General features: G+C 68.2%; 22 protein-coding genes and 1 pseudogene. 3 read left to right on the forward strand and 20 right to left on the reverse strand.

The window, feature by feature from the left end; genetic code table 11:
* Positions 1–73: 73 nt before the first annotated feature.
* Positions 74–205, forward strand: coding sequence for a cytochrome bd-I oxidase subunit CydX (gene cydX, locus LZD57_RS08630; protein WP_233719204.1), 132 nt, complete (start codon positions 74–76; stop codon positions 203–205).
* A gap of 256 nt (positions 206–461) precedes the next feature.
* On the opposite strand, the gene fghA is transcribed toward cydX, so the two are convergent.
* From fghA to LZD57_RS08715, 17 genes and pseudogenes are all read right to left on the reverse strand, one after another.
* Positions 462–1,298, reverse strand: coding sequence for an S-formylglutathione hydrolase (gene fghA / locus LZD57_RS08635; protein WP_233719205.1), 837 nt, complete (start codon positions 1,296–1,298; stop codon positions 462–464).
* Between the two features lie 50 nt (positions 1,299–1,348).
* Positions 1,349–1,789 (reverse strand): GNAT family N-acetyltransferase, encoded by a 441-nt coding sequence (locus LZD57_RS08640; protein ID WP_233719206.1) that lies wholly within the window; start codon positions 1,787–1,789, stop codon positions 1,349–1,351.
* Between the two features lie 56 nt (positions 1,790–1,845).
* Positions 1,846–2,955 (reverse strand): S-(hydroxymethyl)glutathione dehydrogenase/class III alcohol dehydrogenase, encoded by a 1,110-nt coding sequence (locus LZD57_RS08645; protein ID WP_233719207.1) that lies wholly within the window; start codon positions 2,953–2,955, stop codon positions 1,846–1,848.
* A gap of 265 nt (positions 2,956–3,220) precedes the next feature.
* Positions 3,221–4,102 (reverse strand): annotated as a pseudogene (locus LZD57_RS08650) (aminomethyl transferase family protein); the annotation flags it as partial.
* Positions 4,103–4,129: 27 nt separating this feature from the next.
* Positions 4,130–4,306, reverse strand: a complete 177-nt coding sequence (locus LZD57_RS08655; RefSeq protein ID WP_233719208.1) for a hypothetical protein — start codon at positions 4,304–4,306, stop codon at positions 4,130–4,132.
* A 28-nt stretch (positions 4,307–4,334) separates the two neighbouring features.
* Positions 4,335–5,702, reverse strand: a complete 1,368-nt coding sequence (locus LZD57_RS08660; RefSeq protein WP_233719209.1) for an ammonium transporter — start codon at positions 5,700–5,702, stop codon at positions 4,335–4,337.
* 357 nt (positions 5,703–6,059) lie between these two features.
* On the reverse strand, positions 6,060–7,184 hold the full coding sequence (locus LZD57_RS08665) for an aminomethyl transferase family protein (protein WP_233719210.1): 1,125 nt from the start codon (positions 7,182–7,184) through the stop codon (positions 6,060–6,062).
* A gap of 144 nt (positions 7,185–7,328) precedes the next feature.
* The gene (locus LZD57_RS08670; protein WP_233719211.1) at positions 7,329–8,396 is read right to left on the reverse strand and encodes a heme-dependent oxidative N-demethylase family protein; all 1,068 of its coding nucleotides are present in this window, start codon (positions 8,394–8,396) and stop codon (positions 7,329–7,331) included.
* Positions 8,397–8,414: 18 nt separating this feature from the next.
* On the reverse strand, positions 8,415–9,374 hold the full coding sequence (locus tag LZD57_RS08675) for a PDR/VanB family oxidoreductase (protein WP_233719212.1): 960 nt from the start codon (positions 9,372–9,374) through the stop codon (positions 8,415–8,417).
* Positions 9,375–9,379: 5 nt separating this feature from the next.
* Entirely contained in the window at positions 9,380–9,955 is a 576-nt protein-coding gene (locus LZD57_RS24140) for a dimethylamine monooxygenase subunit DmmA family protein (protein WP_233719213.1), read from the reverse strand.
* Between the two features lie 173 nt (positions 9,956–10,128).
* On the reverse strand, positions 10,129–10,449 hold the full coding sequence (sugE, locus tag LZD57_RS08685; RefSeq protein WP_233719279.1) for a quaternary ammonium compound efflux SMR transporter SugE: 321 nt from the start codon (positions 10,447–10,449) through the stop codon (positions 10,129–10,131).
* 134 nt (positions 10,450–10,583) lie between these two features.
* Complete coding sequence (glnT, locus tag LZD57_RS08690) at positions 10,584–11,891, reverse strand: type III glutamate--ammonia ligase (RefSeq protein ID WP_233719214.1); 1,308 nt, start codon at positions 11,889–11,891, stop codon at positions 10,584–10,586.
* A gap of 201 nt (positions 11,892–12,092) precedes the next feature.
* Positions 12,093–13,421: an FMN-binding glutamate synthase family protein gene (locus tag LZD57_RS08695; RefSeq protein ID WP_233719215.1), complete on the reverse strand. Its 1,329-nt coding sequence runs from the start codon at positions 13,419–13,421 to the stop codon at positions 12,093–12,095.
* A 17-nt stretch (positions 13,422–13,438) separates the two neighbouring features.
* Positions 13,439–14,125: a GXGXG domain-containing protein gene (locus LZD57_RS08700; protein ID WP_233719216.1), complete on the reverse strand. Its 687-nt coding sequence runs from the start codon at positions 14,123–14,125 to the stop codon at positions 13,439–13,441.
* A 38-nt stretch (positions 14,126–14,163) separates the two neighbouring features.
* Positions 14,164–15,093 carry a class II glutamine amidotransferase gene (locus tag LZD57_RS08705; RefSeq protein ID WP_233719217.1) on the reverse strand — a complete coding sequence of 310 codons (930 nt, stop codon included), beginning with the start codon at positions 15,091–15,093 and terminating at the stop codon, positions 14,164–14,166.
* 116 nt (positions 15,094–15,209) lie between these two features.
* The gene (locus tag LZD57_RS08710) at positions 15,210–15,905 is read right to left on the reverse strand and encodes a helix-turn-helix domain-containing protein (protein ID WP_233719218.1); all 696 of its coding nucleotides are present in this window, start codon (positions 15,903–15,905) and stop codon (positions 15,210–15,212) included.
* Between the two features lie 49 nt (positions 15,906–15,954).
* Entirely contained in the window at positions 15,955–16,941 is a 987-nt protein-coding gene (locus tag LZD57_RS08715; protein ID WP_233719219.1) for a GlxA family transcriptional regulator, read from the reverse strand.
* A 137-nt stretch (positions 16,942–17,078) separates the two neighbouring features.
* Between LZD57_RS08715 and LZD57_RS08720 the strand changes: the two genes are divergently transcribed.
* The gene (locus LZD57_RS08720) at positions 17,079–18,410 is read left to right on the forward strand and encodes an NAD(P)/FAD-dependent oxidoreductase (RefSeq protein ID WP_233719220.1); all 1,332 of its coding nucleotides are present in this window, start codon (positions 17,079–17,081) and stop codon (positions 18,408–18,410) included.
* A 130-nt stretch (positions 18,411–18,540) separates the two neighbouring features.
* Here the strand turns inward: LZD57_RS08720 and LZD57_RS08725 are convergent, their stop codons facing one another.
* Entirely contained in the window at positions 18,541–20,439 is a 1,899-nt protein-coding gene (locus LZD57_RS08725; protein WP_233719221.1) for a flagellar biosynthetic protein FliO, read from the reverse strand.
* Positions 20,440–20,727: 288 nt separating this feature from the next.
* Here LZD57_RS08725 and cckA point away from each other — a divergent pair, with 288 nt between their 5' ends.
* Entirely contained in the window at positions 20,728–23,274 is a 2,547-nt protein-coding gene (gene cckA / locus LZD57_RS08730) for a cell cycle histidine kinase CckA (RefSeq protein ID WP_420844775.1), read from the forward strand.
* A 63-nt stretch (positions 23,275–23,337) separates the two neighbouring features.
* On the opposite strand, the gene LZD57_RS08735 is transcribed toward cckA, so the two are convergent.
* Both LZD57_RS08735 and LZD57_RS08740 read right to left on the reverse strand, forming a co-directional pair.
* Positions 23,338–24,258 carry a pseudouridine-5'-phosphate glycosidase gene (locus LZD57_RS08735; RefSeq protein WP_233719223.1) on the reverse strand — a complete coding sequence of 307 codons (921 nt, stop codon included), beginning with the start codon at positions 24,256–24,258 and terminating at the stop codon, positions 23,338–23,340.
* 7 nt (positions 24,259–24,265) lie between these two features.
* A complete protein-coding gene (locus LZD57_RS08740; protein ID WP_233719224.1) occupies positions 24,266–25,249 on the reverse strand; it encodes a PfkB family carbohydrate kinase in 984 nt (327 codons plus the stop codon).
* Between the last annotated feature and the right edge of the window lie 58 nt (positions 25,250–25,307).

Genomic DNA, 25,307 nt, shown 5'->3' on the forward strand with positions numbered 1-25,307 from the left:
GCAGCCGGCGACGGCGGGACGAGTTCTTCGTCCCGCCCAAGCGCCGGACAGTCCCGATCGAGGAGCTCTTCCCATGTGGTATTTCGCCTGGATTCTCGGCCTTGGTCTTGCCGCCGCCTTCGGCATTCTCAACGCCCTGTGGTACGAACTGCGCACCCTCCGTCATGCCGACGAAGCGGAAACGCCGCCGCTGCCGACGCCCTGAGACGCGGCATCCGGCAGGCCGGGGCGAGCGGCCGGGGCGAGGGGGCGGGGCGAGGGGGCGGGCGCGCCTCGACCCCGGCGGCAAGAAGTCGCGACGCGCCTCTTCTCGGGCATCAGGCCGGTCGACGGAGCCGCTCGATCAGTGCCGGAAGCTCGGCGACGACGCCGGTGACGGAAAAGAGGAAGCGGGAAGAGGCGCGAGCCTGAACGTCGGCTCGGAGCCTCGACCATGGCTTGACCGACGAGCCGGACCGTCCTCACCCCAAGCGCCTGGCGTGCCAGCGCAGATGGTCTTCCATGAAGGTGGAGATGAAATAATAGCTGTGGTCGTAACCCGGCTGCATGCGGAGCGTCAGATCGATCCCGGCCCTGGCGCAGGCGGCTTCGAGAAGCTGCGGCTTGAGCTGCTCGGCGAGGAAGCCGTCCGCCTCGCCCTGGTCGACCAGAAGGGCGTCCACCCTGGCGCCGTCCTCGATCAGGGCCACGGCGTCGTGCTTGCGCCATGCCGCCTTGTCGTCGCCGAGATAGCCCGGCAGCGCCTTGTGGCCCCACGGCACCTGGCTCGGCGCGACGATGGGCGCAAAGGCCGAGACCGCCTTGTAGCGGTCCGGGAAGGTCAGGCCGATGGTCAGCGCGCCATGGCCGCCCATGGAATGGCCCATGATCGACTGACGGTCGCTATCGGCGGGAAAGTTCTCGGCGATCAGTCCGGGAAGCTCGTCGGTGACGTAGCTCCACATGCGGTAATGCCTGGCGAAGGGCTGCTGCGTCGCATCGACGTAGAAGCCGGCGCCGAGCCCGAAGTCATAGGCCTTGTCGACGTCGTCGGCGACGTCTTCGCCGCGGGGGCTGGTGTCGGGAGCGACGAAGATCAGGCCGAGTTCGGCGCACAGCCGACGATATTCGCCCTTCTCCGTGACGTTGGCATGGGTGCAGGTGAGGCCCGACAGATACCACACGACGGGCAGCTTCGCCCCGTCGGCATGGGGCGGCACGAAGACCGAAAAGGTCATGTCGGTGCCGGTTTCGCGCGAGGCATGTTTGTAGACGCCCTGGATGCCGCCATGGGCGGCATTGGTCGAAACGGTTTCCATCGTGCTGTCTCCCTCGTGAAGAATTTCGGCGAACGCTGCGCGCGGAGCGTTCAGGATCCGGGCGATCCGGCTCGCCTCATGTCGATATGCGCTATGCCGTCCTCGTCGTAAGGCGCGGAGGCCGCCACGAATCCGTGCCGGCCGTAGAAGGCTTCGAGATGCGCCTGCGCCGACACCACGATGGCGCGGCCCGAAAAGCATTCGGCCGCGTAGCGCAAGGCCTCGGCCATCATGTCGTGGCCATAGCCACGGCCCCTGTAGGCCGCGGCCGTCGCGACGCGGCCGATCCGGACCGCGTCCTCGTCGCGGAGGATGCGCAGGCATCCCGCGAGGTCCTCGCCGACGAACTGGCGCAGATGGATCGCCTGCGGGTCGCACCCGTCGATCTCGGCAAAGACGCAGGCCTGCTCGACGACGAAGACCAGGCTGCGCAGCCGCAGGAGATCGTGCACCTCGACGGCCGTCAGTTCCTCGAACGCGCTCCATCGCAACGCGATCTCCGGCCCGGCGGTTTCAGGCTCTGCGGTCTCCTGGCGGGCCGACACGTTCAGTAGACGACGACGGACCGGATCGACTTGCCCGCGTGCATCAGGTCGAAGCCCTTGTTGATCTCTTCGAGGGTGAGGGTGTGGGTGATCATCGGATCGATCTGGATCTTCCCGTTCATGTACCAGTCGACGATCTTGGGCGTGTCGGTGCGTCCGCGCGCGCCGCCGAAGGCCGAGCCCTTCCAGACGCGGCCGGTGACCAGCTGGAACGGACGGGTCGAGATTTCCTTGCCGGCTTCCGCCACGCCGATGACGACCGAGACGCCCCAGCCGCGATGGCAGGCTTCCAGCGCCTGACGCATGACCGTGGTGTTGCCGGTGCAGTCGAAGGTGTAGTCGGCGCCGCCGCCGGTCAGTTCGACGAGATGAGCGACGATGTCGCCGTCGATCTCCTTCGGGTTGACGAAATCGGTCATCCCGAATTTCTCGCCCCATTCCTTCTTGTCGTTGTTGAGATCGACGCCGATGATCTTGTCGGCGCCGACGAGCTTCGCCCCCTGGATGACGTTGAGGCCGATGCCGCCGAGGCCGAAGACGACGACGTTGGCGCCGGGCTCGACCTTCGCCGTGTTGACCACGGCGCCGACGCCGGTGGTGACGCCGCAGCCGCAGTAGCAGGCGGTCTTGAACGGCGCATCGGTGCGGATCTTCGCGACGGCGATCTCCGGCAGGACGGTGAAGTTGGAGAAGGTCGAGCAGCCCATGTAATGGAAGATCGGCTGGCCCTTGTAGGAGAGGCGCGAGGTGCTGTCCGGCATCAGGCCCTTGCCCTGGGTGGCGCGGATGGCGGTGCAGAGATTGGTCTTGCCGGAGAGGCAGGACTTACACTGCCGGCATTCGGGCGTGTAGAGCGGGATGACGTGGTCGCCCGGCTTCACATAGGTCACGCCCGCGCCGACCTCGCGCACGATGCCGGCGCCTTCGTGACCGAGGACCGAGGGGAAGAGGCCCTCCGAATCCAGACCGTCGAGCGTGTAGGCATCGGTGTGGCAGATGCCCGTCGCCATGATCTCGACGAGGACTTCGCCCTGTTTCGGGCCTTCGAGATCGAGTTCGACGATCTCGAGCGGTTTCTTGGCCTCGAAGGCGACGGCGGCTCTGGTCTTCATGCGGGCAGACTTCCTCGAACGCGGTGGTTGCCGCTTGGTAGCCGTTTCGAGCCGGCTTGCAAATCCCTCAGGTGCCGCGCGAATGCATGACCTTCGCGGGGTTCGCTGCCGGATGAGCCGATGAACGGGATTTTGCGCAAATGAGCGGTCCGGCTGTCAGGTCCGGTCCCTGTCGACAGCGGGCTTGAGCGGTCTCGTTCACGCCGCCTCGGCCGTGACCGCCGCCAACCCCTCGCGCAACCGGCGAGCCGCGCCGCAGCCCGTCTCAGCCGGCGGGGCCTGCCGCCGCCCAGTCGGCGCGGACCCGGCCCTTCTCCGGGTCGTAATGGGGAAAACGCGTGACCGTCGCGCCGATCCGCTTCTGCTGCCCGTCGAGCTTGCCGATCTCGACCGCCGTGCCGATCTCGGCCAGCGAGGCGTCGAGCCGGGCGAGGGCGATCGACTTGCCGAGGACCGGCGAGCGCATGGCGCTGGTCACCACGCCGACGCGCGCCCGGCCGACATGGATGCAGTCGCCGTGGGACACCGCCTCGTTGCCGGCGACGTCGAGACCGACGAAGGTCTTCTGCGGCGACGCCCGCCGCCGCTCGGTCGCCGCCTGTCCGACATAGGGGTCGGCGGATTCTCTTGGAATGGTGAAGCCGATTCCCGCCTCGAACGGGTCGGTCTCGTCGGAAAAGTCGTAGCCGGCAAAAACCAGGCCCGCCTCGATGCGGACCATGTCGAGGGCGGCGAGGCCCAAGGGTTTCAGCCCGAGCGGGCCACCGGCGGCGAAGACCGCGTCCCAAAGCGCCTCGTCGCTCGAGGGGTGGCACCAGATCTCGAAGCCGAGCTCGCCGGTATAGCCGGTTCGCGAGACGACGACGGGCCTGTCGGCGATGCGGCCGATGGTGAAGCGGAACCATTTCAGCTCCTCGGCCGAGGGCTGGTGCGGCGGGGTCTTGAGGATCTGCCGGAGGATCTCGCCGGAGCGCGGGCCCTGCAAAGCGAGATTGTCGAGCTGGGCGGTGGAATTGCGGACGAAGGCCTTGAGGCCGTGCTTGCCGGCGAGTTCCCGCAGCCAGTGGCCGGAATAGTCGTCGCCGCAGACGAGCCGGAAATTGTCCTGCCCGAGCCGAAAGATCGTGCCGATCGGCGGCGGACCGCCGATCGCGGATCATGGCGTCGGGCCGGCTCAGCCCTTGCCGTGGAACTTCTCGAAGTCCCGGCTTTCGTGATGGGTGCCGTACCAGATGGCGGCGACCACGACGGCGACGGATGCGAGAAGGCAGACCATCGTGCCGAAGCCGGAACCGGCGAAGGTGAAGTAGGTCTCGACGCCGTCCCATTGGGTGATGGGCGATGTGTTCATGACTGCGATCCTTGTCTGATGGGAGTTTTCACTCGGCGGGAACGGCGGCCGGGGTGCCGGTCGTCACGGGCGACATGACGGGGGTCGCCGGACGCGTCATGCCCTCCGGATAAGCCTCGATCGGGACCTCGACGAGATCGAGGCCCATGATCTCGACGTCCCGGGGAACGCGCAGATAGCCGGTCGCCTTCATCACGGCGGACATCGCATAGCCGGGGATGAAGCCGAGCGCGCCCATGACGATCAGGCCGACCAGCTGGCCGGTGAGCGACACCGGCGGCATGTCGCCGACATTGGGATATCCGGCAGCGAAGAGGCCGACGGCGAGGACGCCCATGGCGCCGCCGGCGCCGTGGACCGCCACCGCGCCGACCGCATCGTCGATGCCCGCCCGCTCGAGCGCGTTCGCGATCATCGGCGCGACGAAGCCGGCGACGACGGCGATGACGAAGGCGAGCGGCGGATACCAGACGTCGAGGCCCGACGCCGCCGAGATGATGCCGACGAGGCCGCAGGACATCATCCAGAACGGATCGCGGGTCTTCACCCAGCCGCCGATGATGCCGCCGGCAAACGCCATGACGGTGTTGAAGGCGAAGGCGGACAGCGTCGCCGGCTGGCCGAAGATGTTGGTCCACTGGGCGCCGGCATTGTAGATGATGCAGCCGCCGAGGAAGCCGAAGAAGCCGACGATGATCAGCATCAGGCCGACGACGGTCAGCGGTACGGAATGGGCCTTGATGGCGTTCGGCGTGCCGTCGGGATCGTATTTGCCGATGCGGGGGCCGAGATTGATCAGGACGCCGAGGGTGAAGGCGCCGGCGACGAGATGCACGCAGCCGGCAGCGCCGACGTCGTGGAAGCCGAACTCGGTCGTCAGCCAGCCGGCCGGATGCCAGCCCCAGGCCGCGGCGAGGATCCAGACCACCGAGCCGAGGACGATCGCCAGGATCAGGAAGGCGGTCAGGCGGATTCGCTCGATCACCGCGCCCGACATGATCGAGGCCGTCGTCGCCGCGAACAGCGCGAAGGCCGCCCAGAAGACGCCGGTGGCGTTGTCCGAGAGATTCGGGCCCATGGCGCTCGACCAGGGAAGGGCCACCTCCGATCCCTCCGCGATGGTCAGGCCGCTCGGAAAGGCGTTGTAGATCCACCAGCCGAAGAAGAAGAAGGTCGGCACGACGAAGGCGAAGGCGAGGAGGTTCTTGGTGCCCGCCGCGAGCACGTTCTTCGCCCGCGAGGCGCCCATCTCATAGGCCAGGAAGCCGGCATGGATGGTGATCATCAGGGCGGTACACCACCAGTAGAAAATCTCCATGTTGATGGTGTCGGACATCTTGGAGCCGGCTTCGAGCGCCGCCACCTTCTGTCCGAGTTCCATGAGCTGCTGTTCCATGTCGTTCTCCTTGGCTCCAGACCCGGGATAGCGGCGCATTCAAGACTTGGCCGCACGTACTCTGAGGAAACAATTTTTATTCATGCGAGAATTGTGCCAACTGCCACGGCATGGCTTTCGGAAGAAAAATCTCCCGTTTTCGCGCTCATCTGGCGGTGCTTCGGAGAAGGATCGTCCCGCGAAGGCCTGAACGCGGGAACGATCCTCCCGGCGATGGTGGCGGGCCTCGCCGCGGCGGTCTGCAACGGGCGGAATTTCGGCAACCACTGCACAGTTTTCATCCATCGCGTCGGTTTCGGTCGGGAGGGCCTTCTGCCCGCCCGCCCGTCGCCCCGGGCGCTGCGGCGACTGCCGAAATCAGCGCCGTTCGTGCAGGGGATGGGTGCGCAGCCGGAGCGGATCGTAGAACGGGGTGCGCACGACGTGAGCCGGCAGCGCGCCGGCCGGCGAGCCGACCTCGAGCGCCGTTCCGATCGCCGCAAGGCCCGGCTCGACGTGGCACAGCGCCAGGGATTTCATCAGGTAGCGGCTGAAGGTCGAGCTGTTGACGGTGCCGACCTCGCGACCGTCTCGCAAGAGCGCCGTGCCGGGTTCGACGGCCGTCGTCGCGTCGACCTCGATGCCGATCTGGGCGCAGCGGATCTTGCTCTTTCGCCGGACCAGCGCCGCCTTGCCGTGAAAGTCGGGCTTGTCGAGATCGACCGTCCAGTCGGCGCCCACCTCCCAGGGCGTCGTGTCGCCCTCCGGCATGTCGAAGGGAAAGAACAACAGCGCGCCCTCCACGCGGACGATGTCGAGGCAGGCCCAGGAAACCGGGATGACGCCGGACGGCGCGCCGGCTTCGAGGATCAGGTCCCAGATGGCGACGGCATCGCCGCTCCGGCAGAACACCTCGTAGCCGAGCTCGGCCGAATAGCCGCCCCTGGCGATCGAGACGGGAAAGCCGAAGAGTTTGGTTTCGGCGTGCTGGAAATAGGACAGGCCCGGCAGGTCGAGCGGGGTGTGGGCATTGAGGACGGCGAGCGACAGCCGCCCCTGCAGGGAAAGGATGTGGACGTCGTCGTTCTTCGCCCAGGTCGCGTCCCTGCCAGCGAAGAAGCCGCCGATGACGTCTTCCAGGGCACCGCCGCCATGGGAGAGGCGGAACCGGTCCGCGGCGTCGCGATAGACCAGGACGTCGTCGATCAGCGAACCGTTGTCGTCGACGATGTTGGAAATCGCCGACTGGCCGGGCTCGAGGCCGGCGACGTCGGAGGTCAGCATCCGGTCGAGGACGGCGGCGCTTTCCGATCCCGACACGTCGATCATCCGCAGCGCGGTGACGTCGAACAGGCCGGCCTTGCTGCGGACGGCGACGACCTCGTCGTCGGGGTCGCTCGCATAGGTCTGCGGCAGCGCCATTCCGTTCCATTCGCCGTCGAGCTTAGACCCGAGGGCGCGGTGGCGCTCCTCCAGCGCCGAATGCCGGGTGATCTCCACCATGGTGGGGTTCCTCCTTCGGTTGGCGGGCCATGGGAGGCGAGGCGGAATCCGGGCAAAACCCGTCCCTTCGCCGCCGGAGTACCGCGCGTCGTCGTTTGGTCGCATATCGGGGGAGGCCGCCGCGTGACGCCGGCCCCGCGGTCGTCAGTCCGGGAAGAACCCCGGCGAAGTTGGCGCGCCGTCGTCGTATGGCGCCAGCCATTCGAGGGTGGTCGCGCGGTAGTTGGTCAGGCCCTTGTAGTCGGCGAGATCGGCCGGCAGGTCGCGCAGCACCCGGTGGAAGCGGCGCCCCCATTTCGGCACCGTCACCAGTTCCCGCATCTTGATCAGATAGCAGCGGATGGAGAAGACGATCGCGTTGGAGCGTGGCAGCCGCCACAAGGCCTGCAGCTCGACCCTGAGATGCACCTTGTCGCCGACGTTTTCCGGCGTCACCGTGGTGCGGTCGATGCCCCAGCGGTGGTAGTTCTCCGGGCTGGTGTCGAGGCGGGGATTGATCGTCATCGTCCAGTTCAGGCGGCGGATCGGGCGGCCGATCTGCAGGTTGAGCAGGAACTTCAGCGCCCGTTCGAAGATGCCCATGTCATGGGCCCGCGGGACCGGCCCGTGCCATTCGATGAAGTTCATGCCGAGGTCGAAGTCGAGCGACCAGTCGGCCTGGCTGGTGACGATGCCGGCGTCCAGCCAGAGATTGTCGTCGCGCTGGTCGAGCAGGCAGAAATCGCCCTGGCACTGGCGGGTGACGTATTCCATCGGGCCGTAGGGAAGCGTCGCCGCGTCGCCGAAGGTGAAGCGCTGGTCGATGCCGAGCGGCCGGTTGACCCAGTGCCAGCGATCCCCGTCGCGATGCAGCGAAAACCACTGCGGATAATCGCGCGCCATCGAGGTCATCAACAGTTCCAGGAGATCCCATTCCGCCGTGATCATGTGCGGCAGCGACTGGCAGCGCAGGGGATCCTCGGCCAGGACCTTGGCCCGGTCGGCCATTTCGGCGACGTAGTGCTCGTCGATGTCGATCGGGAAGGCGGTGGCCGATTTCGGCGGCCCCGGCATGTGCTGCTCGATGTTCACCGCATACATGTACTGGTCGCGGTCGAAGGGGAACGGGAAGCGGCGGATGGATTCGGGCGAGTTCTCGAAGGTGAAATCGCCGCGAAACGTCTCGTCGCGGAAGAAGGAGGGCGTCCGGCTGAGGTCGAAGGCGAGGGACATCGGATCGTCTCCGTCGGGTCAAAGGTCGAGGACGAGCTCGCGCCCCTTCAGGCGCGACATGCAGATCATGATCTTGTCGCCGGCGCGGCGCTCCTCCGGCGAGAGGAAGTGGTCGCGATGGTCGAGTTCGCCGTCCGCCTCGATGACGTCGCAGATGCATTCGCCGCAGGCGCCGCCCCGGCAGAGATACGGCGCCTCGACGCCGATCCGCTCGATCGCCTCGAGCAGGCTCTCGTGCTCCCCGACCGTGGTCGACTTGCCGGATCGGGCGAGACGGACCGCGAACGGATCGCCCCCCGCCGGCGCCTCGAACCGCTCGGCATGAAGGTTCGCCTCCGGCCAGCCGGCGGCTCTTGCATCGGCGAAGACGGCATCGATCATCCGCTGCGGTCCGCAGACGTAGAGATGGCTGCCGAGCGGCTGGTGCGGGACGATCTCCCGGACCCGCAGCCGCTCCTGGCGTTCGCTGGAATAAAGCCGCATGCGGGACGCATGGCGCGCCTCGAGGTCCCGGCAGAAGGCGCCGGCCGCCTCGGAGCGCACCGCGTAATGCAGCTCGTACGAGGCACCGAGCCGCGAAAGCTCCTCGGCCATTGCGGCGATCGGCGTGATCCCGATGCCGCCGGCGACGAGGACGTGGTGGCGGGCGAGGCGATGGAGCGGAAAGAGATTGACCGGGGCCGAAACGCTCAGCGTGTCGCCTTCGCGAAGCCGCTCGTGGACGAAGCGCGAGCCGCCGCGCGACGTGGGAGAACGCAGGACGGCAATCTCGTAGGCTCCGCCCGCAAGGCTCGGCGCCGTCAGCGAATAGGAGTTGCGCAGGGTGCGGCCATTCGCTTCCAGGGTGACGACGGTGTGGGCGCCGGCCGAGGCGGGCGGCAGCGCCGCGCCATCCGCCGGCTCTAGACGAAGCCGCCTGACATGCGGCGTGACGGCCTCGGCCTCGGTGACGCGGACGGTGTATCGGGTTGCGCTCATCGTCGTCAGAACCTCGATGCCGCAGGCAGGACGCCAGGGGCCTCGGCGTCGGCGCAAACGCCCATGAAAGCCCCGAGGCGGCGGGAATAGTGGTCGCGGACCGTGAGGTTGATCCCGCAATGGCTGCAGGCAAAGGGGGTGACCGCGACCTCGTCCATCATTCCCTTGCAGTGGACGCACTGGACGCGCCGGGTCGCCGGCCCGGAGAGTTCCGTCGTCAGCCCGTCGCCGACGATCCCGCAGGCGACCGCCACCGCGCTCGCCTCGTCGAGGAAGGCTTCGCTCCCGGCGAGATGGACCTGCGTTCCCATCTTCGCCCGGGCGAGGTGAGCCCGAAAGGCGGTCAGCGCCGTCGCGCGGCTCGGATGCCGATGATAGGCCGCGCCGCCGAGCCCGGCGGGTCGGGCGGCGCCTACCGGCGCCACATGCACCACGGTCGCCCGCGACAGAAGTCCGTCCCGTCCGGCGAAAGCCGCCACAACGGCCTCGATGCCGTGGCCCTCCGCGCAGACGAGATGCGCCGAGGCCTGGTCGGCAGGATCGAGCTTGCCCCATATCGGCCGGCTCGTGATCTCGGACACGGATGACGACCTTTCACCAAAAGGAATATTGCTTTCTTGAGAGTACTCAAAATCTATCGTCTGTCAAAACGATTCCGACGCTTTTCGATGCATTTTTACGGATGCACAGAAACTGATCAAAATGCCGCCGGGGAGGGCGTTCACCCGGATGCCAGGCGCGGGGGCGCGCTCGATCAGTCGGCCGAAAGGAACCGCAGGCCGATGATTCCCGCGATGATCAGGGCGAGACAGATCAGGCGCGCCGGGCTGGCGGATTCGCCGAAGACGGCGATCCCCAGTGCGACCGTGCCCACGGTGCCGATTCCCGTCCAGACGGCGTAGGCCGTGCCGACCGGGAGGGTCTTCAGCGACCAGTTCAGGAGAACCAGGCTGACGACGATGAGGATGATCGTGACGACGCTGACGAGCGGACGGGTGAAGCCCTCCGACATCTTCATGCCGAGCGCCCAAGCGACTTCGAGCAGGCCGGCGACGATCAGCACGATCCAGGCGATGGGACGATTCCTCAAAATAGTCGGATCGCCCCGGGCCGGGGCAGGCGGAGGGACGGCGGTCGGCCGATGCCCGAAAATCGCTCGTCGCTTTCCGGGTCCGCGAGCTGGAGCGGCGAGCGGTACCGCTTCGCCGCTCAAACGTCGAGGGTATTCTCCCGCTCCCAGGCGGTGAAATGCCGGCAATAGCCGTTCCACTCGTCGTGCTTCAGCTTCACATAGGCGGCGCAGACGTCCTTTCCGAGCGCGTCGGTGAATTCCTCGTCGGCGGCAAAGGCGCGCACTGCGTCGAGAAGGTTGAGCGGAAGCTTCGGCGCGTCGGTGAGCATGTGGCCGTCGCGATACATGTCGAGATCGCTGTGCGGCCCCGGGTCGGCGTCGGTGCGCAGGCCGTCGAGACCGGCGGCGATGATCGCCGCCTGCAGGAGATAGGGGTTCGCCGCGCCGTCGGGCAGGCGGAGTTCGAAGCGGCCCGGCCCCGGCACGCGCACCATGTGGGTGCGATTGTTGCCGGTCCAGGTGATCGAGTTCGGCGCCCACGTCGCGCCGGAAGTGGTGCGCGGCGCGTTGATGCGCTTGTAGGAATTGACGGTGGGGTTGGTGACCGCCGGCAGGGCCGGCCCGTGCTTCATGATGCCACCGAGAAAGGCTCTGCCCTTGGCCGAGAGGCCGAAGGGCTGGCCCTCGTCGGCAAAGGCGTTGACGCTTCCGTCCTCGTTCCAGACCGAGACGTGGCAGTGGCAGCCATTGCCGGTGAGGCCGGCGAAGGGCTTCGGCATGAAGGTGGCGCGCAGCCCGTGCTTCTCGGCGATCGAGCGGACCATGAACTTGAAGAAGGAATGCTTGTCGGCGGTCTTCAGCGCGTCGTCGAAGGCCCAGTTCATCTCGAACTGGCCGTTCGCGTCCTCGTGGTCGTTCTGATAGGGCTGCCAGCCGAGCGCCAGCATGTGGTCGCAGATCTCGGCGACGACGTCGTAGCGGCGCATGAGGGCCTGCTGGTCGTAGCAGGGCTTGGTCGCCGCATCGAAGCGGTCGGAAATTTCGCCGCCCTCGGCATCGAGCAGGAAGAACTCGGCCTCGACGCCGGTCTTGACCCGGTAACCTTCCCTCGCGGCGTCGTCGACGAGCTTCTTCAGGACGACGCGCGGCGCCTGGGCAAGCGGTGCGCCGTCCATCACCAGGTCGGCGGCGACCCATGCGACGTCGGGCTTCCAGGGCAGCTGGATGACGCTGCCCGAGTCCGGCATGGCGAAGAGGTCGGGATCGGCGGGGGTGAGATCGAGCCATGTCGCAAAGCCGGCAAAGCCCGCGCCATCCCTCTGCATCTCGCCGATCGCCTGGGCCGGCACGAGCTTCGCCCGCTGTGCCCCGAACAGGTCGGTGAAGGAGATCATGAAGTATTTGACGCCGTTCTCGGCGGCGAAAGATGCCAGATCGCTGCTCATCGGTCCCCTCGCGGTGCTGTCGTCATACCGACGGGCAGGACGCCGAAGCCTCCGCCCGTCGCGTTCGATCGCGGTCGCCGGCTCCGGGCCGCAGGCTCGAAGACGATCGCGATGCCGAACCGGGAGGCAAGTTCGATGCCTCCCGGTCGCATGTGAAAGGACGCCGCCTCCCCAGGCGTATTCGGTCTCGGCTGCGAGGTCTCAGAGCCCCGTCCTGCCGGGTATCCAGGTCGTTCCCGCCAGCGGAACCTCCGCCATCGCCGCCGCCTCGATGGTCAACGCCACGAGGTCCTCCGGCTCCAGATTGTGCAGATGGTTGTGGCCGCAGGCCCGCGCGATGGTCTGCGCCTCGAGCGTGATGACCTTCAGATAGTTGGCGAGCCGACGGCCGGCGGCGACCGGATCGAGCCGTGAGGCGAGTGCCGGATCCTGGGTGGTGATGCCGGCGGGATCCTTACCCTCGTGCCAGTCGTCATAGGCGCCCGCCGTGGTGCCGAGCGCATTGTACTCGGCCTCCCAGCGCGGATCGTTGTCGCCGAGGGCGACGAGGGCGGCCGTGCCGACGGAGACCGCATCGGCCCCTAGCGCCAGAGCCTTGGCGACGTCGGCGCCGTTGCGGATGCCGCCGGAGACGATCAGCTGCACCTTCCGGTGCATGCCGAGATCCTGCAGGGCTTTGACCGCCGGACGGATGCAGGCGAGGGTCGGCAGGCCGACATGCTCGATGAAGACGTCCTGGCTCGCTGCGGTGCCGCCCTGCATGCCGTCGATGACGACGACGTCGGCTCCCGCCTTCACGGCGAGCGCGGTGTCGTAATAGGGCCGCGATCCGCCGACCTTGATGTAGATCGGCTTTTCCCAGTCGGTGATTTCCCGCAGTTCGAGGATCTTGATCTCGAGGTCGTCCGGCCCCGTCCAGTCGGGATGGCGGCAAGCCGAGCGCTGGTCGATGCCCTTCGGCAGCGTGCGCATCTCGGCGACGCGGTCGGAGATCTTCTGGCCGAGCAGCATGCCGCCGCCGCCGGGCTTGGCGCCCTGGCCGACGACGATCTCGATCGCGTCGGCGCGGCGAAGATCGCTCGGGTTCATGCCGTAGCGCGAGGGCAGATACTGGTAGACCAGAAGCTCGGAATGGCCTCGCTCCTCGTCTGTCATGCCGCCGTCGCCGGTGGTGGTCGAGGTGCCGGCGATGGTCGCGCCGCGTCCGAGCGCCTCCTTGGCGGGGCCGGACAAGGCGCCGAAGCTCATGCCGGCGATCGTCACCGGGATCTTCAGCTCGATCGGCTTTCTGGCAAAGCGGGTGCCGAGGGTGACGGAGGTGTCGCAGCGTTCCCGATAGCCCTCCAGCGGATAGCGCGACATCGAGGCGCCGAGGAACAACAGGTCGTCGAAATGCGGCACCTGCCGCTTCGTGCCGCCGCCGCGGATGTCGTAGATGCCGGTGGCGGCCGCGCGCCGGATCTCGGCCATCGACGCGTCGTCGAAGGTGGCGGACTTGCGCGGCGGGGTCGGCGGGTTGTGATAGCTCATGGGCTGAAACTCCCGCCTCAATAGGCGTCGGCATTGTCGATGTTGAAGGTGTAGAGTTTTCGGGCCGAGCCGTAGCGGCGGAATTGCGCCGGCTCGACCTCCGCCATGCCCGCCGCGGCGAGCAGCCGCTCGAGGGTTTGCAGATGCTCCGGCCGCATCTCCTTTTCGACGCAGTCGGCGCCGAGGCTCTTCACCTTGCCGCGCACGAACAGCTTCGCCTCGTAGAGCGAGTCGCCCAGCGCCTCGCCGGCGTCGCCGCAGACGACCAGGTGGCCGGACTGTCCCATGAAGGCCGACATGTGGCCGACATTGCCGCCGACGACGATGTCGATGCCCTTCATCGAGATGCCGCAGCGCGAGGAGGCGTTGCCTTTGATGACAAGGAGGCCGCCGCGCCCTGTGGCGCCGGCATATTGCGAGGCGTCGCCTTCGACGACGACGCGGCCCGACATCATGTTTTCCGCAACGCCCGGGCCGGCCGAGCCGTGGATGGTGATGTCGGCGGCCGCATTCATCCCGCCGCAATAATAGCCGACGGAGCCGTGCACCGCGACGGTGACGGGCTCGGAGCAGCCGACCGCGACGGCGTGGCTGCCGCGCGGATTGCGGATCTCGAAGGCCCGGTCGTTGGTCTTCGGGGTGACGGCGTGAAGCGCATGATTGAGGTCGCGCAGCGGCGTCGCCGCGAGGTCGAAGGCTGGCATGGCGATCGGATCCCTTGGGGAAAGGCGTGTCGGTCGGATCAGGCGGCGAGCATCGCCTGGCCGGCGGCGCCGTCCCGATCCCAGAAATAGACCGAGGCGGGCTCGGGCTCCCAGACACGGGCAGCGTCGATGCCGGGCAATCCGACGAGTGCGCGGTATTCGGACCCGAAGGCGACGTAGCGCTCGGTCTCGGCCATCACCGCGGGCTTGCAGGCGATCGGATCGCGCAACACGCCGAAGCCGGTCTTCGTCCCGACGACGAAGGTGAAGAAGCCGTCGAGGTCGTCGAGCGCGCTGGTCAGCGCCTCGCCGAGGTTGCTGCCGGCCCGCATGCGGGCGGTGAGATAGGCGGCGGCGACCTCGGAATCGTTTTCGGTCTCGAAGCCGATGCCCTGCCGGAGGAGGTCGCGCCGCAGATTGTTGTGGTTCGAAAGCGAGCCGTTGTGGACGAGACACTGGTCGTCGCCGGTGGAGAAGGGATGGGCGCCGAGGGTCGTCACCGCCGATTCCGTCGCCATCCGCGTGTGGCCGATGCCGTGGGTGCCGCGCATCGAGCGGATCGCAAAGCGGGAGACGACGTCCTTGGGAAGGCCCGTCTCCTTGTAGATCTCCATGGTCTCGCCGACGCTCATGATCCGGAACGTCTGCGGTGCCGCGGCGAAGGCGGCGCGCAGCGCGTCGACCTTTTCGCGGTCGATCTCGATCACCGCGTGGCTATCCTTGACGGTAATAGGGGCAGACTTGCCCGCCACGTCACGGACGAGAGTTTCGAGGACCGGAAACTCCGTGCGAGGCGCGTCGGACTGGACGGTGACCTTCATCCGGCCGGGGGTGGCCTTGCCATAGATCGCGATGCCGGCCGAGTCGGGCCCGCGATCGGTCATCGTGATCAGCATGTCGGACAGCATCTCGCCGAGCCGATCTTCGAGAGCGCGATCCTTCAGAAACAATCCGACGATGCCGCACATGACCACGCTTCCCTGTGACTTTCGATGCAAGGAAGCCTGACAGAGCGATTTGCGTTCGTCAACTGTGAAGAAAGAGTTTTTCTCCAGAAGGGTTGTTCAGGCGCGGGGCAGCCCCCTCATTCGATCCGGCCGCGCTGCGGATAGCAGATGATCGAAAGATAGCGCGCCGGCAGCGCGACCAGTTCCTCGGGCCCGTGCGGCGCGTCGGCATCGAAGAAGAAGCTGTCGCCGGGCCGCATGTGGTAGCGGCTGTCGGCGTGGCGATAGATCACTTCGCCTTCCAGCATGTAGAGGAACTCCATGCCGTCGTGCTGGAAGGTCGGGAAGACGTCGGAACCGGTGGTGAGGGTGATCAGATAGGGCTCGACGGTGACGCCGCTGGAGTTGTTGTCGATGTGGCCGAGGAGATTGTACTGATGGCCGGCCCGGGTGCCGCGCCGCTCCAGCTCGACGCCTTCCCCGGCTTTCACGAAGACCGCGTTGCGGACCTCCTCGAACCGGCGGAAGAAGGCGGTCAGCGGCACGCCGAGGGCGCGGGACAGCGCCTGCAGCGTCGTCAGCGAGGGCGAGATGTTGCCGTTCTCGATTTTCGACAGCATGCCGAGCGAGATGCCGGTCGCCGAGGCGAGATCGCTGACCGTGATCCCGAGCGTCTTGCGGAAGGCGCGAACCTCGTGGCCGATTGCCGCCTCGAGGTTGTTCTCCTTGGCCTCACGGACGGCATGCGGATCCTGTGTCAGCGCGGGCTGTCCGCCGGTGCTGCCGGAGTCGGCTTGGGCGGATTTCGCGGGCTTGGCGGCGGGTCCGGACATGGGGTACTCCTGCTGGTCCTCCCGCAGTTATCCTCGGGGTGAATGGATTTCAACTCTCAGGAAAGCCGGGGCCGCTTTTCCGCAGCTTCGACGGTGAAAGACCGGTTTCCGCCCGGATCACCCGGGCGAAATGCGAAGGGCTGACGAAGCCCGTCGCCAGAGCGATCTCGGAGATGTCCAGCGGGCTCTGGCGCAGAAGGCGAATCGCGTGGCGGACGCGGATCGCCTGGTAGACCTGTGAAAAGCTCCTCCCGAGATGGCCGGCGAAGAGGCGGTCGAGCTGGCGCACCGATACTCCGGCATAGCGGGCGATCTCGCTTCGCGACAGCGGCGCCTCGATGACCGCCTCCATCCGCTCCAGCGCGGCGAGGAGCGCCGGCCGATGGACGCCGTAGCGTTCGGCCAGCGCGGCGCGCTGCGGCGCCGAGGCTTCGCCGATCTCGGTGTGGAGGAACCAGTCCGACACGCGCCGGGCGAAGGCCGGCCCCATCCGCTCGCCGATCAGCGCATGCATCATGTCGAGCGGTGCGACGCCGCCGCCGCAGGTGAGACGGTCCCGGTCGAGCACGTAGCGCGCCGGCCGTGGCTCGAGGTCGGGAAACGCCTCCTTCAGGGCGGCGGCATGCTCCCAATGGATGGTGAAGTCGCGTCCGGACAAGAGGCCTGCGGTGGCGAGCACATAGGCGCCGCCGGAAATGCCGCCGAGCCGGGTGCCGCTCCGCGAGAGCCGCCGCAGGGCCGCATGGATCTGCGGCACATTCCAGTCGGCCGGCCGGCCGCCGGCGCAGACGAACAGCATCGAAAGCTCCGGCGAAGCCATTGCCACCGGGTCGGTCGCGATGCCGATCCCGCCTGAGGATATGACTTCGCCGCTCTCGGCGCCGAAATGGCGGATGCGATAGAGTTCGCGGCCGGCGAGGAGATTGGCGGCCCGCAACGGCTCGGTCGCGCTCGCAAAGGACATCATCGCAAAGCCCGGCAGGAGCACGAAGCCGATCGACTGGGCGGCAAGATCCGGAAGTGGCGAATGGGGCATCTGTCTCTCACCGACGCTTCGACGCCTCTTACAGACTAGCCCTGCGCGGTGTCGAAGCCCACCCTCCAACCCGGAAAACCCGCGTCGCCCGCCGTTCGGCGATGCTGCGGCCGTTTGCAACGAAGGAGAGCCCGATCATGCCCGGACCGACACCCGACCCGGTGGAAAGCGACGCCACCCTGCCGAAGGAAGTCGACGTCGTCGTCATCGGTGGCGGCATCGTCGGCACCTCGACGGCGCTGGAACTGGTCGAGCGCGGCTTCTCCGTGGCGCTTCTGGAAAAAGGCGTGATCGCCGGAGAGCAATCCAGCCGCAACTGGGGTTGGGTCCGCATGTCCCGGCGCGATCCGCGCGAGATCGACCTGATGGCGGCGTCGATCCGCATCTGGGAAACGCTGGGGGAGCGCGTCGGCGCCGATCTCGGCTATCGCCAGTGCGGCATCGTCGTGCCGTTCCACTCCGAGGATTTCAAGCAGCAGAATCTCGACTGGCTGAAGCACATCGAGGGCAAGCAGATCCGCGTCGGCCCGGTCGATTCGGGAGAGATCCGGGCGATGCTGCCGGAGATGGAACTCGCCTATGACGGCGGGCTCTACTCGCCGACCGACGGGCGGGCCGAGCCGCAGCGCGCCGCTCCCGCCATCGCCCGCGCCGCCAGGGCCAGGGGCGCGAGCATCCTCACCAATTGCGCGGTGCGCCGGATCGACGTCGCCGGTGGTCGGATCGCCGGGGTGGTCACGGAAAAGGGGCGGATCGCCGCCGGACGGGTCGTGGTGGCGGGTGGCGCCTGGTCGCGGCTCCTGCTGCGCGGCATCGACGTGACGCTGCCGCAGCTGAAGGTGCTCAACTCCGTCTGCCGCACCGAGCCGGTGCCGGACGGCCCGGAGCTGACGGTGCGCGGGCCGGACTTTTCCGTCCGCAAGCGCGCCGACGGCGGCTACACCGTCTCGACGCTCGCCTCCAACGTCTACGATCTGACGCCCGACAGCTTCCGCTTCCTCAAGGCGTTCGTGCCGGCCTTGAAGATGGAGTGGTCGGCGCTTTCGCCGCGCATCGGCAAGCGGTTCGTCCGCGAGTGGCGGGACATGCGCCGCCGGGCGGACGACGAGATCTCGGCCTATGAGGAGACCCGCATCCTCGATCCCGAACCGAACGTCGCCATGACCGACGCCGCGCTCGCCCGGCTGGCCGCGGCCTTCCCGGCGTTCCGGGGCGCCAGGATCGCCCAGCGCTGGGCGGGGCTGATCGACGTGACGCCGGACGCCGTGCCGGTGATCTCGACGGTGGAGAAGCGGCCGGGCCTCGTCGTCGCGACCGGCTTTTCCGGGCACGGCTTCGGTCTCGGTCCGGGGGCAGGGCGGCTCGCCGCCGATCTCGTCGCCGGGGCGAGCCCGATCGTCGATCCGGCGGCCTTCCGCCTGTCGCGGTTTTCCGACGGCTCGAAGATCGTTCCCCTGACCGGGGTGTGACGGCCCACGCCCGGAACGCGATGTCCGGGCGCCTGGGTCGACCTGACGCTCATGGCTGCTCGGGGCAGGGGCCACGCCGGCCTCGATGAGGGCTCTGCCGGTGTGGCGGACGCCTCGAAGAACGGCCCGATCAGGCCTTGCGCTGTTCGCTCGGACCGTCGAGGTCGAGCTCGCCGAGAAGCCGCTTCATCTCTTCCTCGAGATCGATTTCCTGGGACGCCCGCGCCTGTCTTTGCGGCATCGCCGGAGCGGCGACGGGAGCAGGCGCGCGTTCAGCCGCGGCCGAGGGGCGCCCTGCGCCGTCGGAAGCGCTCGCCGGTGCGGGAGCGGGGTTTGCCGCGGGCTTGGTGGCGGGGACCTGCGACACGGCAGGCCGAGGCTGCGGCGCTGGACGGGCCTGCGCAGCCTCGGTCGGCGCCGGGTTGCTTTCGGTCGCGGTGGATGCGGCGGAGGCCTGCGCGGGGGCAGCGGTCGCTTTCGCGTGATCGGGGGCGGCGGGCGTGCGGGGCTGCGGGGCCTGACGCTGGTCGGCTTCGCGCGGCGGGGCTTTCGGGCCGGTGGGCGCCTGAGCTGCCTCAGGCGGCTCGCCGCCCTTTGCCGCCGGGGCCTCGGCCGCGTCGGCTTTTGCCGGGCCGCCGGGCGTGGCTTCGCCGGTTCGTTGCGGCGCTGCCGCTGGAGGGGCGGCGGCCGGCGACGGCCGGGGAGCCTCGGCCGCCGTGGCGGCGGCTTGTTCCGCAAACGCCGCGTCGATGTCCTCGCTCAGCTGCGAGGTGAGATCGGCGGAGAGAAAATCCTCGATGCTGCGGCTTGCAGCCTCGCGGCTGCCGGCTTCGGCCCTGCTCTCGCCGGGGCGCGCCGATGCCGGCGGTGCAGGCGAAGCCACGGGCGCGCGCGGCGGCGTATCGGTTCGACCATAGCGCCGCGACTGGATGGCGCTCGCAAAGCTGCGGACGGAGAGCGGCCGCCCGTCCTCGCCGGCGCTTGCCGCCGGGCGCGCCGCCGCCCTTCGCTCCGCGGCCACTTCGCTCGAGACTTGGCGATCGGCGCCTGCCCCCACCGGCAGGGAGCGGGGGGTGGGATCGATCGTCGGCGCGGCGACCGGCGTCGGCGTGCCGCCGCCGGGACCGGCATTCCCGTTCCGACGCGGCGCCGGCTCGGCGACCGGGGCAGGCACCGCCAGTTCGGGCTCGATCCCGCTTTGCGGCCGCATCGCGGGTTCGAGCGAATCGCCGTCCGCCTTCGACCGCAGCGTCGGCGTGGCGCGCGAAAACGCCATGGTCGAGGGATTGAGAGCCGGCGGCTCGCTCGGCTTCAACGGCACTTCCACCGACGGAACGGGGGCGGGCTGGCGGATGGGGGCGGGCCTGCGTGTCTCGACCGTCTGCGTCTGTCCGGCGCTTGCCGTCCCGTTGCTTTCCCGTGGTCTGGTTTCGGCAACGGGGAAGTCCTCCGCCGCGCGGGGTGTCGGCTGCGGCGGCGTTTCTGCGCGTGGGCGCTGGGCCGGCGCCGGGCGCGGCTCGGCGGCGATCACGGGGTCGGCGCGGGGTGCCGCCTGCGGCCAGCGTTCCGAGGGCAAAGGCACCCGTTCCGTGGAAACGGCCCCATGGTCTCCGTTCTGCCGCGACGCCGTCATGGGCGGCGCCGCGGGTTCACGTCGCCCGGATGCCGGTGCGCCCGCCGCCGGAACGTCGAGCCGCGCGTCCTCGGAACGGCTCGGCCGCGGCGAGGCGGGAAGGCGGGTGATCGAAGCCTCGACGAGGAGGTCGGTCTGTCCGCCGACGAGAACCAGATGTTCGACGTCGTCCCGTCGCACCAGCACCAGCTTGCGCTTGTCGTCGACGCGGGTGACGTCGACGATCTGCAACCGCGGCGCCCGCATGCGGGGCCCGAGCGTCGTGCCGTTGGCCAGGAGACGCTTGGCCAGCAGCATGACGACGATCGCCAGAATGCAGACCATCGCGGCGACGATTGCCACCCAGACGATCGGAGCGAGACTTGCTCCGAACAGATCGACCATCCATTGCGGCATGGTTGCGATATCTCCTCAACAGGCCGTTCGGCATATGCGGGTCCCGTAAACAGCGGTGACGCATAAATGCAAGGCGGGCAAGCCTTTTGCCGGTCCGACCCGGCTCTTCGGCCGAGTTGCCGTCCCCGGCGTGCTTTTGGGGAGAGCATCGGATCGGCGCAAGGAACGAATGCGAGCCTCGCCCCATCGGCGTCGGCGGCTGCGATGAAAAGGCCGGTCGACGCTCGATTCGTCTGTGGGTATCCTCCACACTCAACCCGAATCGTCGGGCAAGAGGGGCAGATAGCGATGAACGGAGCGGCTCAGGGGATGATCGACAAACCCTTGATCGACCGAACGGCGGCGGCATCGGGCGTCCGGCGGCTGTTGTTGCTGGGCGGGGCGTTGATCCTCGCCGGTGCGAGCCTTGCCATGTTCGGCCGCAGCTATGGCGAAGTCGCGGTCTTCGTCATCTTCGGCATTCTGTCGATGATCGGGATCGCCGCGATCTTCGCATCGGCGCTCGGTCTCCTGCGGTTTTCCAGCCGGGCGAGCGATGGCGGCATCGCCAAGGACTTCCTCGACACCGCCCGCACCGGCCTGTTGATTCTCGATCGGCGCGGCCAGGTGGTCTATGCCAACCGCGCCTATGGCGACCTGACGGGGGCGACCCGGCCGGGCGAAGTGCGCAGCCTCGAACGCCTCCTGGCCCGCGAAGCCGAAGCGACGGAAGCGATCTACCATCTCGCCAATCTGGCGCGGGACGGACGCGCGGGGCAACGGGAGTTTCGCCTAGCCCACAGTCTCGCGCCTGCGGCGCAGGGCGAGGCCATGCCGTGCTGGTATCGGGTGACGGTGCGCCCGCTGCCGAGCCGCGGCGGCCAGATGCAGGCCTGGCAGATCCTCGACATCACCGCCGACCGCAAGCACGAGGAATCATCGTTCCAGGACCTCCAGCACGCCATCGACTATCTCGACAAGGCACCGGCCGGCTTTTTCGCGTCCGATGCGGAGCACCGCATCGCATACATCAACGCGACCCTCGCCGAGTGGCTCGGCCTCGATCTCGCCGACGTCAAACCCTATCAGCGCTCCTTCGTCGAGTTTCTGGCGCCGTCCTGCCGCTCGCTCTACACCGAACGCTCCAAAGCCAATGCCGAGGGGATCGATGACATCGATCTGATCACCGCCTCGGGCCGAAGCCTGCCGGTTCGGCTGCTGCGCCGCCCGGTCGGCGACGACAGCGCCGCGCCGGGGATCGTCCGCACCCTGGTTCTCGACCGCAGCGGCGAAAACGACGCGGCGACGCCGGTCGAACTCGCCGAGGCGCGCTTCACCCGCTTCTTCAACTCCTCGCCCATGGCGATCGCGACGCTCAACCCGGCGGGCCGGGTGGTCCGCTCGAATCCGGTGTTCCGCAGGCTCTTCGGCGCCGAGGCGGCGGAAGGCGCGGCCGGCTTCGCCTCGGCGATCCGCGAAGCCGGCCATGAAGAGTTTCGCAAGGCGCTCGCCGAGGCCGAGACCGGCCGCTCCGGCATCGCCCCGGTCGACGCCGAAGTCGCGGAGGAGAGGCCGCGCACGGTCAGGCTCTATCTCAGCTCGGTGCCGAGGGTCGGCCCGGACGGCGACGAATGCGCGATCCTCTACGGCGTCGACATCACCGAGCAGCGGGCCCTCGAAGACCAGATCGCCAAGAGCCAGAAGATGCAGGCGATCGGCAATCTGGCCGGCGGCATCGCCCACGACTTCAACAACGTCCTGACGATCATCACCGCCTCGGTGGATTTCCTGCTGCTCAACCACCGCACCGGAGACCCGTCCTTCCAGGATCTTCTGCTGATCAAGCAGAGCGCCAACCGGGCCGCCTCGCTGGTGCGCCAGCTGCTCGCCTATTCGCGCCGCCAGACGATGCGGCCGAAAATGCTGAACCTGACCGACGTCGTCGCCGACATGCACCTCCTCCTGAAGCGCGTCAGCGGCGACCACGCGCAACTGGAGCGCCAGCACGCCCGCGACCTCTGGCCGGTCATGGCCGACATCGGCCAGTTCGAGCAGGTGATCACCAATCTCGTCCAGAACGCCCGAGACGCGATGCCGAACGGCGGCAAGATCACCATCGCCACGCGCAACGTCAGCGCCGCGGAGACGGCCCAGTTCGGCTATGCGGAGCTCGTCGACGGAGACTACGTCCTCGTGGAAGTGGCCGACACCGGCAGCGGCATGCCGCCGGAAGTCGCCGAGCGGATCTTCGAGCCGTTCTTCACCACCAAGGAGATCGGCAAGGGAACCGGCCTCGGCCTGTCCATGGTCTACGGCATTATCAAGCAGTCGAACGGCTTCATCTACGTCGATTCGACGCCCGGCGAAGGCACGACCTTCCGGATATTCCTGCCGCGCTTCGTCCCGGAAGAAGCGGTCGGACAGGGTCCCGAGATCGCCGCCGCCGCGGCTGCGGGGGCTGCCGGCGCCAAGATGGATCTGTCCGGCACCGCGACGATCCTCCTCGTCGAGGACGAGGACAACGTGCGGGCGGTCAATTCCCGCGCGCTGACGATGCGCGGCTACGACGTCAAGGAGGCGGCGTCGGGCGTCGAGGCGCTGGAGGTGCTGGAGGAACTGGATGGCGAGATCGACATCGTCGTGTCCGACGTGGTGATGCCCGAAATGGACGGGCCGACGCTGCTGCGGGAAATGCGCAAGACCCGGCCCGACCTCAAGTTCATCTTCGTCTCCGGCTACGCGGAAGAGGCCTTCGCCAAGAACATGCCCGAGGGGGAGAAGTTCGGCTTCCTCGCCAAACCCTTCTCGCTGCGCGAACTCGCCGTCGCCGTGAAGACCATGCTGAACGAGGGCTGAGGGCGATTTCCCTCGGGCCGGCCGCGCGGAGCAGGCCCGTGCAGACCGCGTGAGTGCCGGACTTCACCGCGTTGCGAGCGCCACGGCGATCTCGCCGGCGAGTTTCGCATTCGCCTCGATGAGGGCGATGTTGGCTTCGAGCGAGCGTCCGTCGCTGAGTTCGACGATGCGCCCGAGCAGGAAGGGCGTGACCGCCTTGCCGACGACGCCGGCCGCGGTCGCATCGGCGAGTGCCCTGTCGATCCAGCCCTCGATGGTGGATCTGGGAATGGCGTGTTCGGCCGAAAGCGGATTGGCGACGAGCATGCCGCCGTCGATGCCGAGATCCGCACGGGCCTTCTGAAAGCGTGCGATCTCCTCGGCCCGGTCGAGCCGGAGCGGCGCCTTGTGGCCGGATTCGCGCGACCAGAAGGCGGGAAGCTCGTCACTGCCATAGGCGACGACCGGGACGCCCTTCGTCTCGAGATATTCGAGCGTCAGGCCGATATCGAGGATCGCCTTGGCGCCGGCCGAGACGACGATCACGTCGGTGCGGGCGAGTTCCTCGAGATCGGCCGAAACGTCGAGGCTCGATGCCCCGCCGCGATGCACACCGCCGATGCCGCCGGTGGCGAAGACCGAAATCCCGGCGGCTCTGGCGGCGATCATCGTCGCCGCGACGGTGGTCGAGCCGGTCCGGCCGAAGGCGACGGCAAAAGCCAGGTCCGCCCGCGACAGCTTCAGGACCCCGGCGGCTTCGGCGAGAGCGGCGAGTTCGTCTTCCTCCAGCCCGATCCGTAGCACGCCGTCGAGGACCGCGATGGTCGCCGGCTCGGCGCCGGCCGCCCGCACCGCGGCCTCGACGGCGAGGGCCGTCCGGAAATTCTGCGGATGCGGCATGCCGTGGGTGACGATCGTCGATTCCAGGGCGACGAGGGGCGCTCCGGCGGCCTTTGCGGCGGCGACGCGGGGAGACAAAACGAGGGGCGGGGTCTTGGCTGGCATGTCGGCTTCACGTCCGTGGCGTCGGGTCGGTCAGATGGTCGTAGAGGCGTTCGATCTCGGCGGGCAGATCGTCCGGCGGAAACGCCGTGGCGCCGACCCGCAGCGAGGCGGCGGCGATGCCGCGCCGGGCGCTCTCGACAAAGCTCGTTCCGCCGAGATGCGCCGCGGATGCGACGGCGGCCAGCGTGTCGCCGGCGCCGGTCACGTCCCGCGGGCGAACGATGGGCGGACGCTGAAACACCAGCTTGCCGGCGTCGAGGACCACCGCCTCCAGCGCCCCGTCGGAGATCACGGCACGGCGTGTCCCGAGTTCGGCGAGCAGTTCGGCGATGAGGCCGAGATTGGTCGCCGCCGTCACCTCGACGAGAGCGGCTGCCTCGGCGCGGGAGACGAACAGGGCGGAAAGGCGCGGCAGCACGCCGAGAAGTCGCCGGACCTTGGCCGGCGATACGCCGATGGCCGAAACCGGCCGCTCGCCCGCGGCCTCGACGGCTGCGGCGATGGTCGCGGCGGGCAGATTGGCATCGATGATCAGCGCGTCGGCCGCGGCGATCGCGTCCCGGACGTTGCGCCGCTTGAGGAGCTTCGGCCCGAGAAGCTCGTAGAGTGCCATGTCGGCGACGCCGGCGACGAGTTCGCCGTGATCGTCGAGAACCGCCGTATAGGTCGGCGTCTTGCGATCGAGGAACGTCGCACTCAAATCCCGCAGCCCGCAAGCCTCGATCTCGGCGGCGATCCGCCGGCCGTCGGCGTCGCCGCCTCGTGCCCCCACAAAGGCCACCGGGCAGCCCATCGCCCGCAGCGCGACGGCGGCGTTGAAGGCGGAGCCACCGGGCGAATCGGCCAGAACGCCGGGATTGGAGGCGCCGGGATGGAACGGCCCGTCGGCTTTCGCCCGGCGATCGACATGCGCGGCGCCAAGCAGCAGGAACGCGCCACGGTCCGAAGGAGAAACCGCGCCGGGGTTCATGATTTCTTCACGGATGGACATTCGGCGAGGCGATTCGGCGCGCAGAACAAAACGCGATCACACGCTTGCACGATGAGAA

Source organism: Jiella avicenniae (assembly GCF_021390325.1).
Lineage (GTDB): Bacteria > Pseudomonadota > Alphaproteobacteria > Rhizobiales > Rhizobiaceae > Jiella > Jiella avicenniae.

Bases quoted from the DNA above. Each gene is read 5' to 3' on its own strand.
- LZD57_RS08660 (WP_233719209.1), bottom strand. From the start codon at position 5,702: ATGGAACAGCAGCTCATGGAACTCGGACAGAAGGTGGCGGCGCTCGAA.
- LZD57_RS08695 (WP_233719215.1), bottom strand. From the start codon at position 13,421: ATGAGCTATCACAACCCGCCGACCCCGCCGCGCAAGTCCGCCACCTTC.
- LZD57_RS08675 (WP_233719212.1), bottom strand. From the start codon at position 9,374: ATGAGCGCAACCCGATACACCGTCCGCGTCACCGAGGCCGAGGCCGTC.
- LZD57_RS08645 (WP_233719207.1), bottom strand. From the start codon at position 2,955: ATGAAGACCAGAGCCGCCGTCGCCTTCGAGGCCAAGAAACCGCTCGAG.
- LZD57_RS08735 (WP_233719223.1), bottom strand. From the start codon at position 24,258: ATGCCAGCCAAGACCCCGCCCCTCGTTTTGTCTCCCCGCGTCGCCGCC.
- LZD57_RS08715 (WP_233719219.1), bottom strand. From the start codon at position 16,941: ATGCCCCATTCGCCACTTCCGGATCTTGCCGCCCAGTCGATCGGCTTC.
- LZD57_RS08665 (WP_233719210.1), bottom strand. From the start codon at position 7,184: ATGGTGGAGATCACCCGGCATTCGGCGCTGGAGGAGCGCCACCGCGCC.
- LZD57_RS08700 (WP_233719216.1), bottom strand. From the start codon at position 14,125: ATGCCAGCCTTCGACCTCGCGGCGACGCCGCTGCGCGACCTCAATCAT.
- LZD57_RS08740 (WP_233719224.1), bottom strand. From the start codon at position 25,249: ATGTCCATCCGTGAAGAAATCATGAACCCCGGCGCGGTTTCTCCTTCG.
- LZD57_RS08710 (WP_233719218.1), bottom strand. From the start codon at position 15,905: ATGTCCGGACCCGCCGCCAAGCCCGCGAAATCCGCCCAAGCCGACTCC.
- LZD57_RS08670 (WP_233719211.1), bottom strand. From the start codon at position 8,396: ATGTCCCTCGCCTTCGACCTCAGCCGGACGCCCTCCTTCTTCCGCGAC.
- cydX (WP_233719204.1), top strand. From the start codon at position 74: ATGTGGTATTTCGCCTGGATTCTCGGCCTTGGTCTTGCCGCCGCCTTC.
- cckA (WP_420844775.1), top strand. From the start codon at position 20,728: ATGAACGGAGCGGCTCAGGGGATGATCGACAAACCCTTGATCGACCGA.
- LZD57_RS08720 (WP_233719220.1), top strand. From the start codon at position 17,079: ATGCCCGGACCGACACCCGACCCGGTGGAAAGCGACGCCACCCTGCCG.
- fghA (WP_233719205.1), bottom strand. From the start codon at position 1,298: ATGGAAACCGTTTCGACCAATGCCGCCCATGGCGGCATCCAGGGCGTC.
- LZD57_RS08725 (WP_233719221.1), bottom strand. From the start codon at position 20,439: ATGCCGCAATGGATGGTCGATCTGTTCGGAGCAAGTCTCGCTCCGATC.
- LZD57_RS08655 (WP_233719208.1), bottom strand. From the start codon at position 4,306: ATGAACACATCGCCCATCACCCAATGGGACGGCGTCGAGACCTACTTC.
- LZD57_RS08705 (WP_233719217.1), bottom strand. From the start codon at position 15,093: ATGTGCGGCATCGTCGGATTGTTTCTGAAGGATCGCGCTCTCGAAGAT.
- glnT (WP_233719214.1), bottom strand. From the start codon at position 11,891: ATGAGCAGCGATCTGGCATCTTTCGCCGCCGAGAACGGCGTCAAATAC.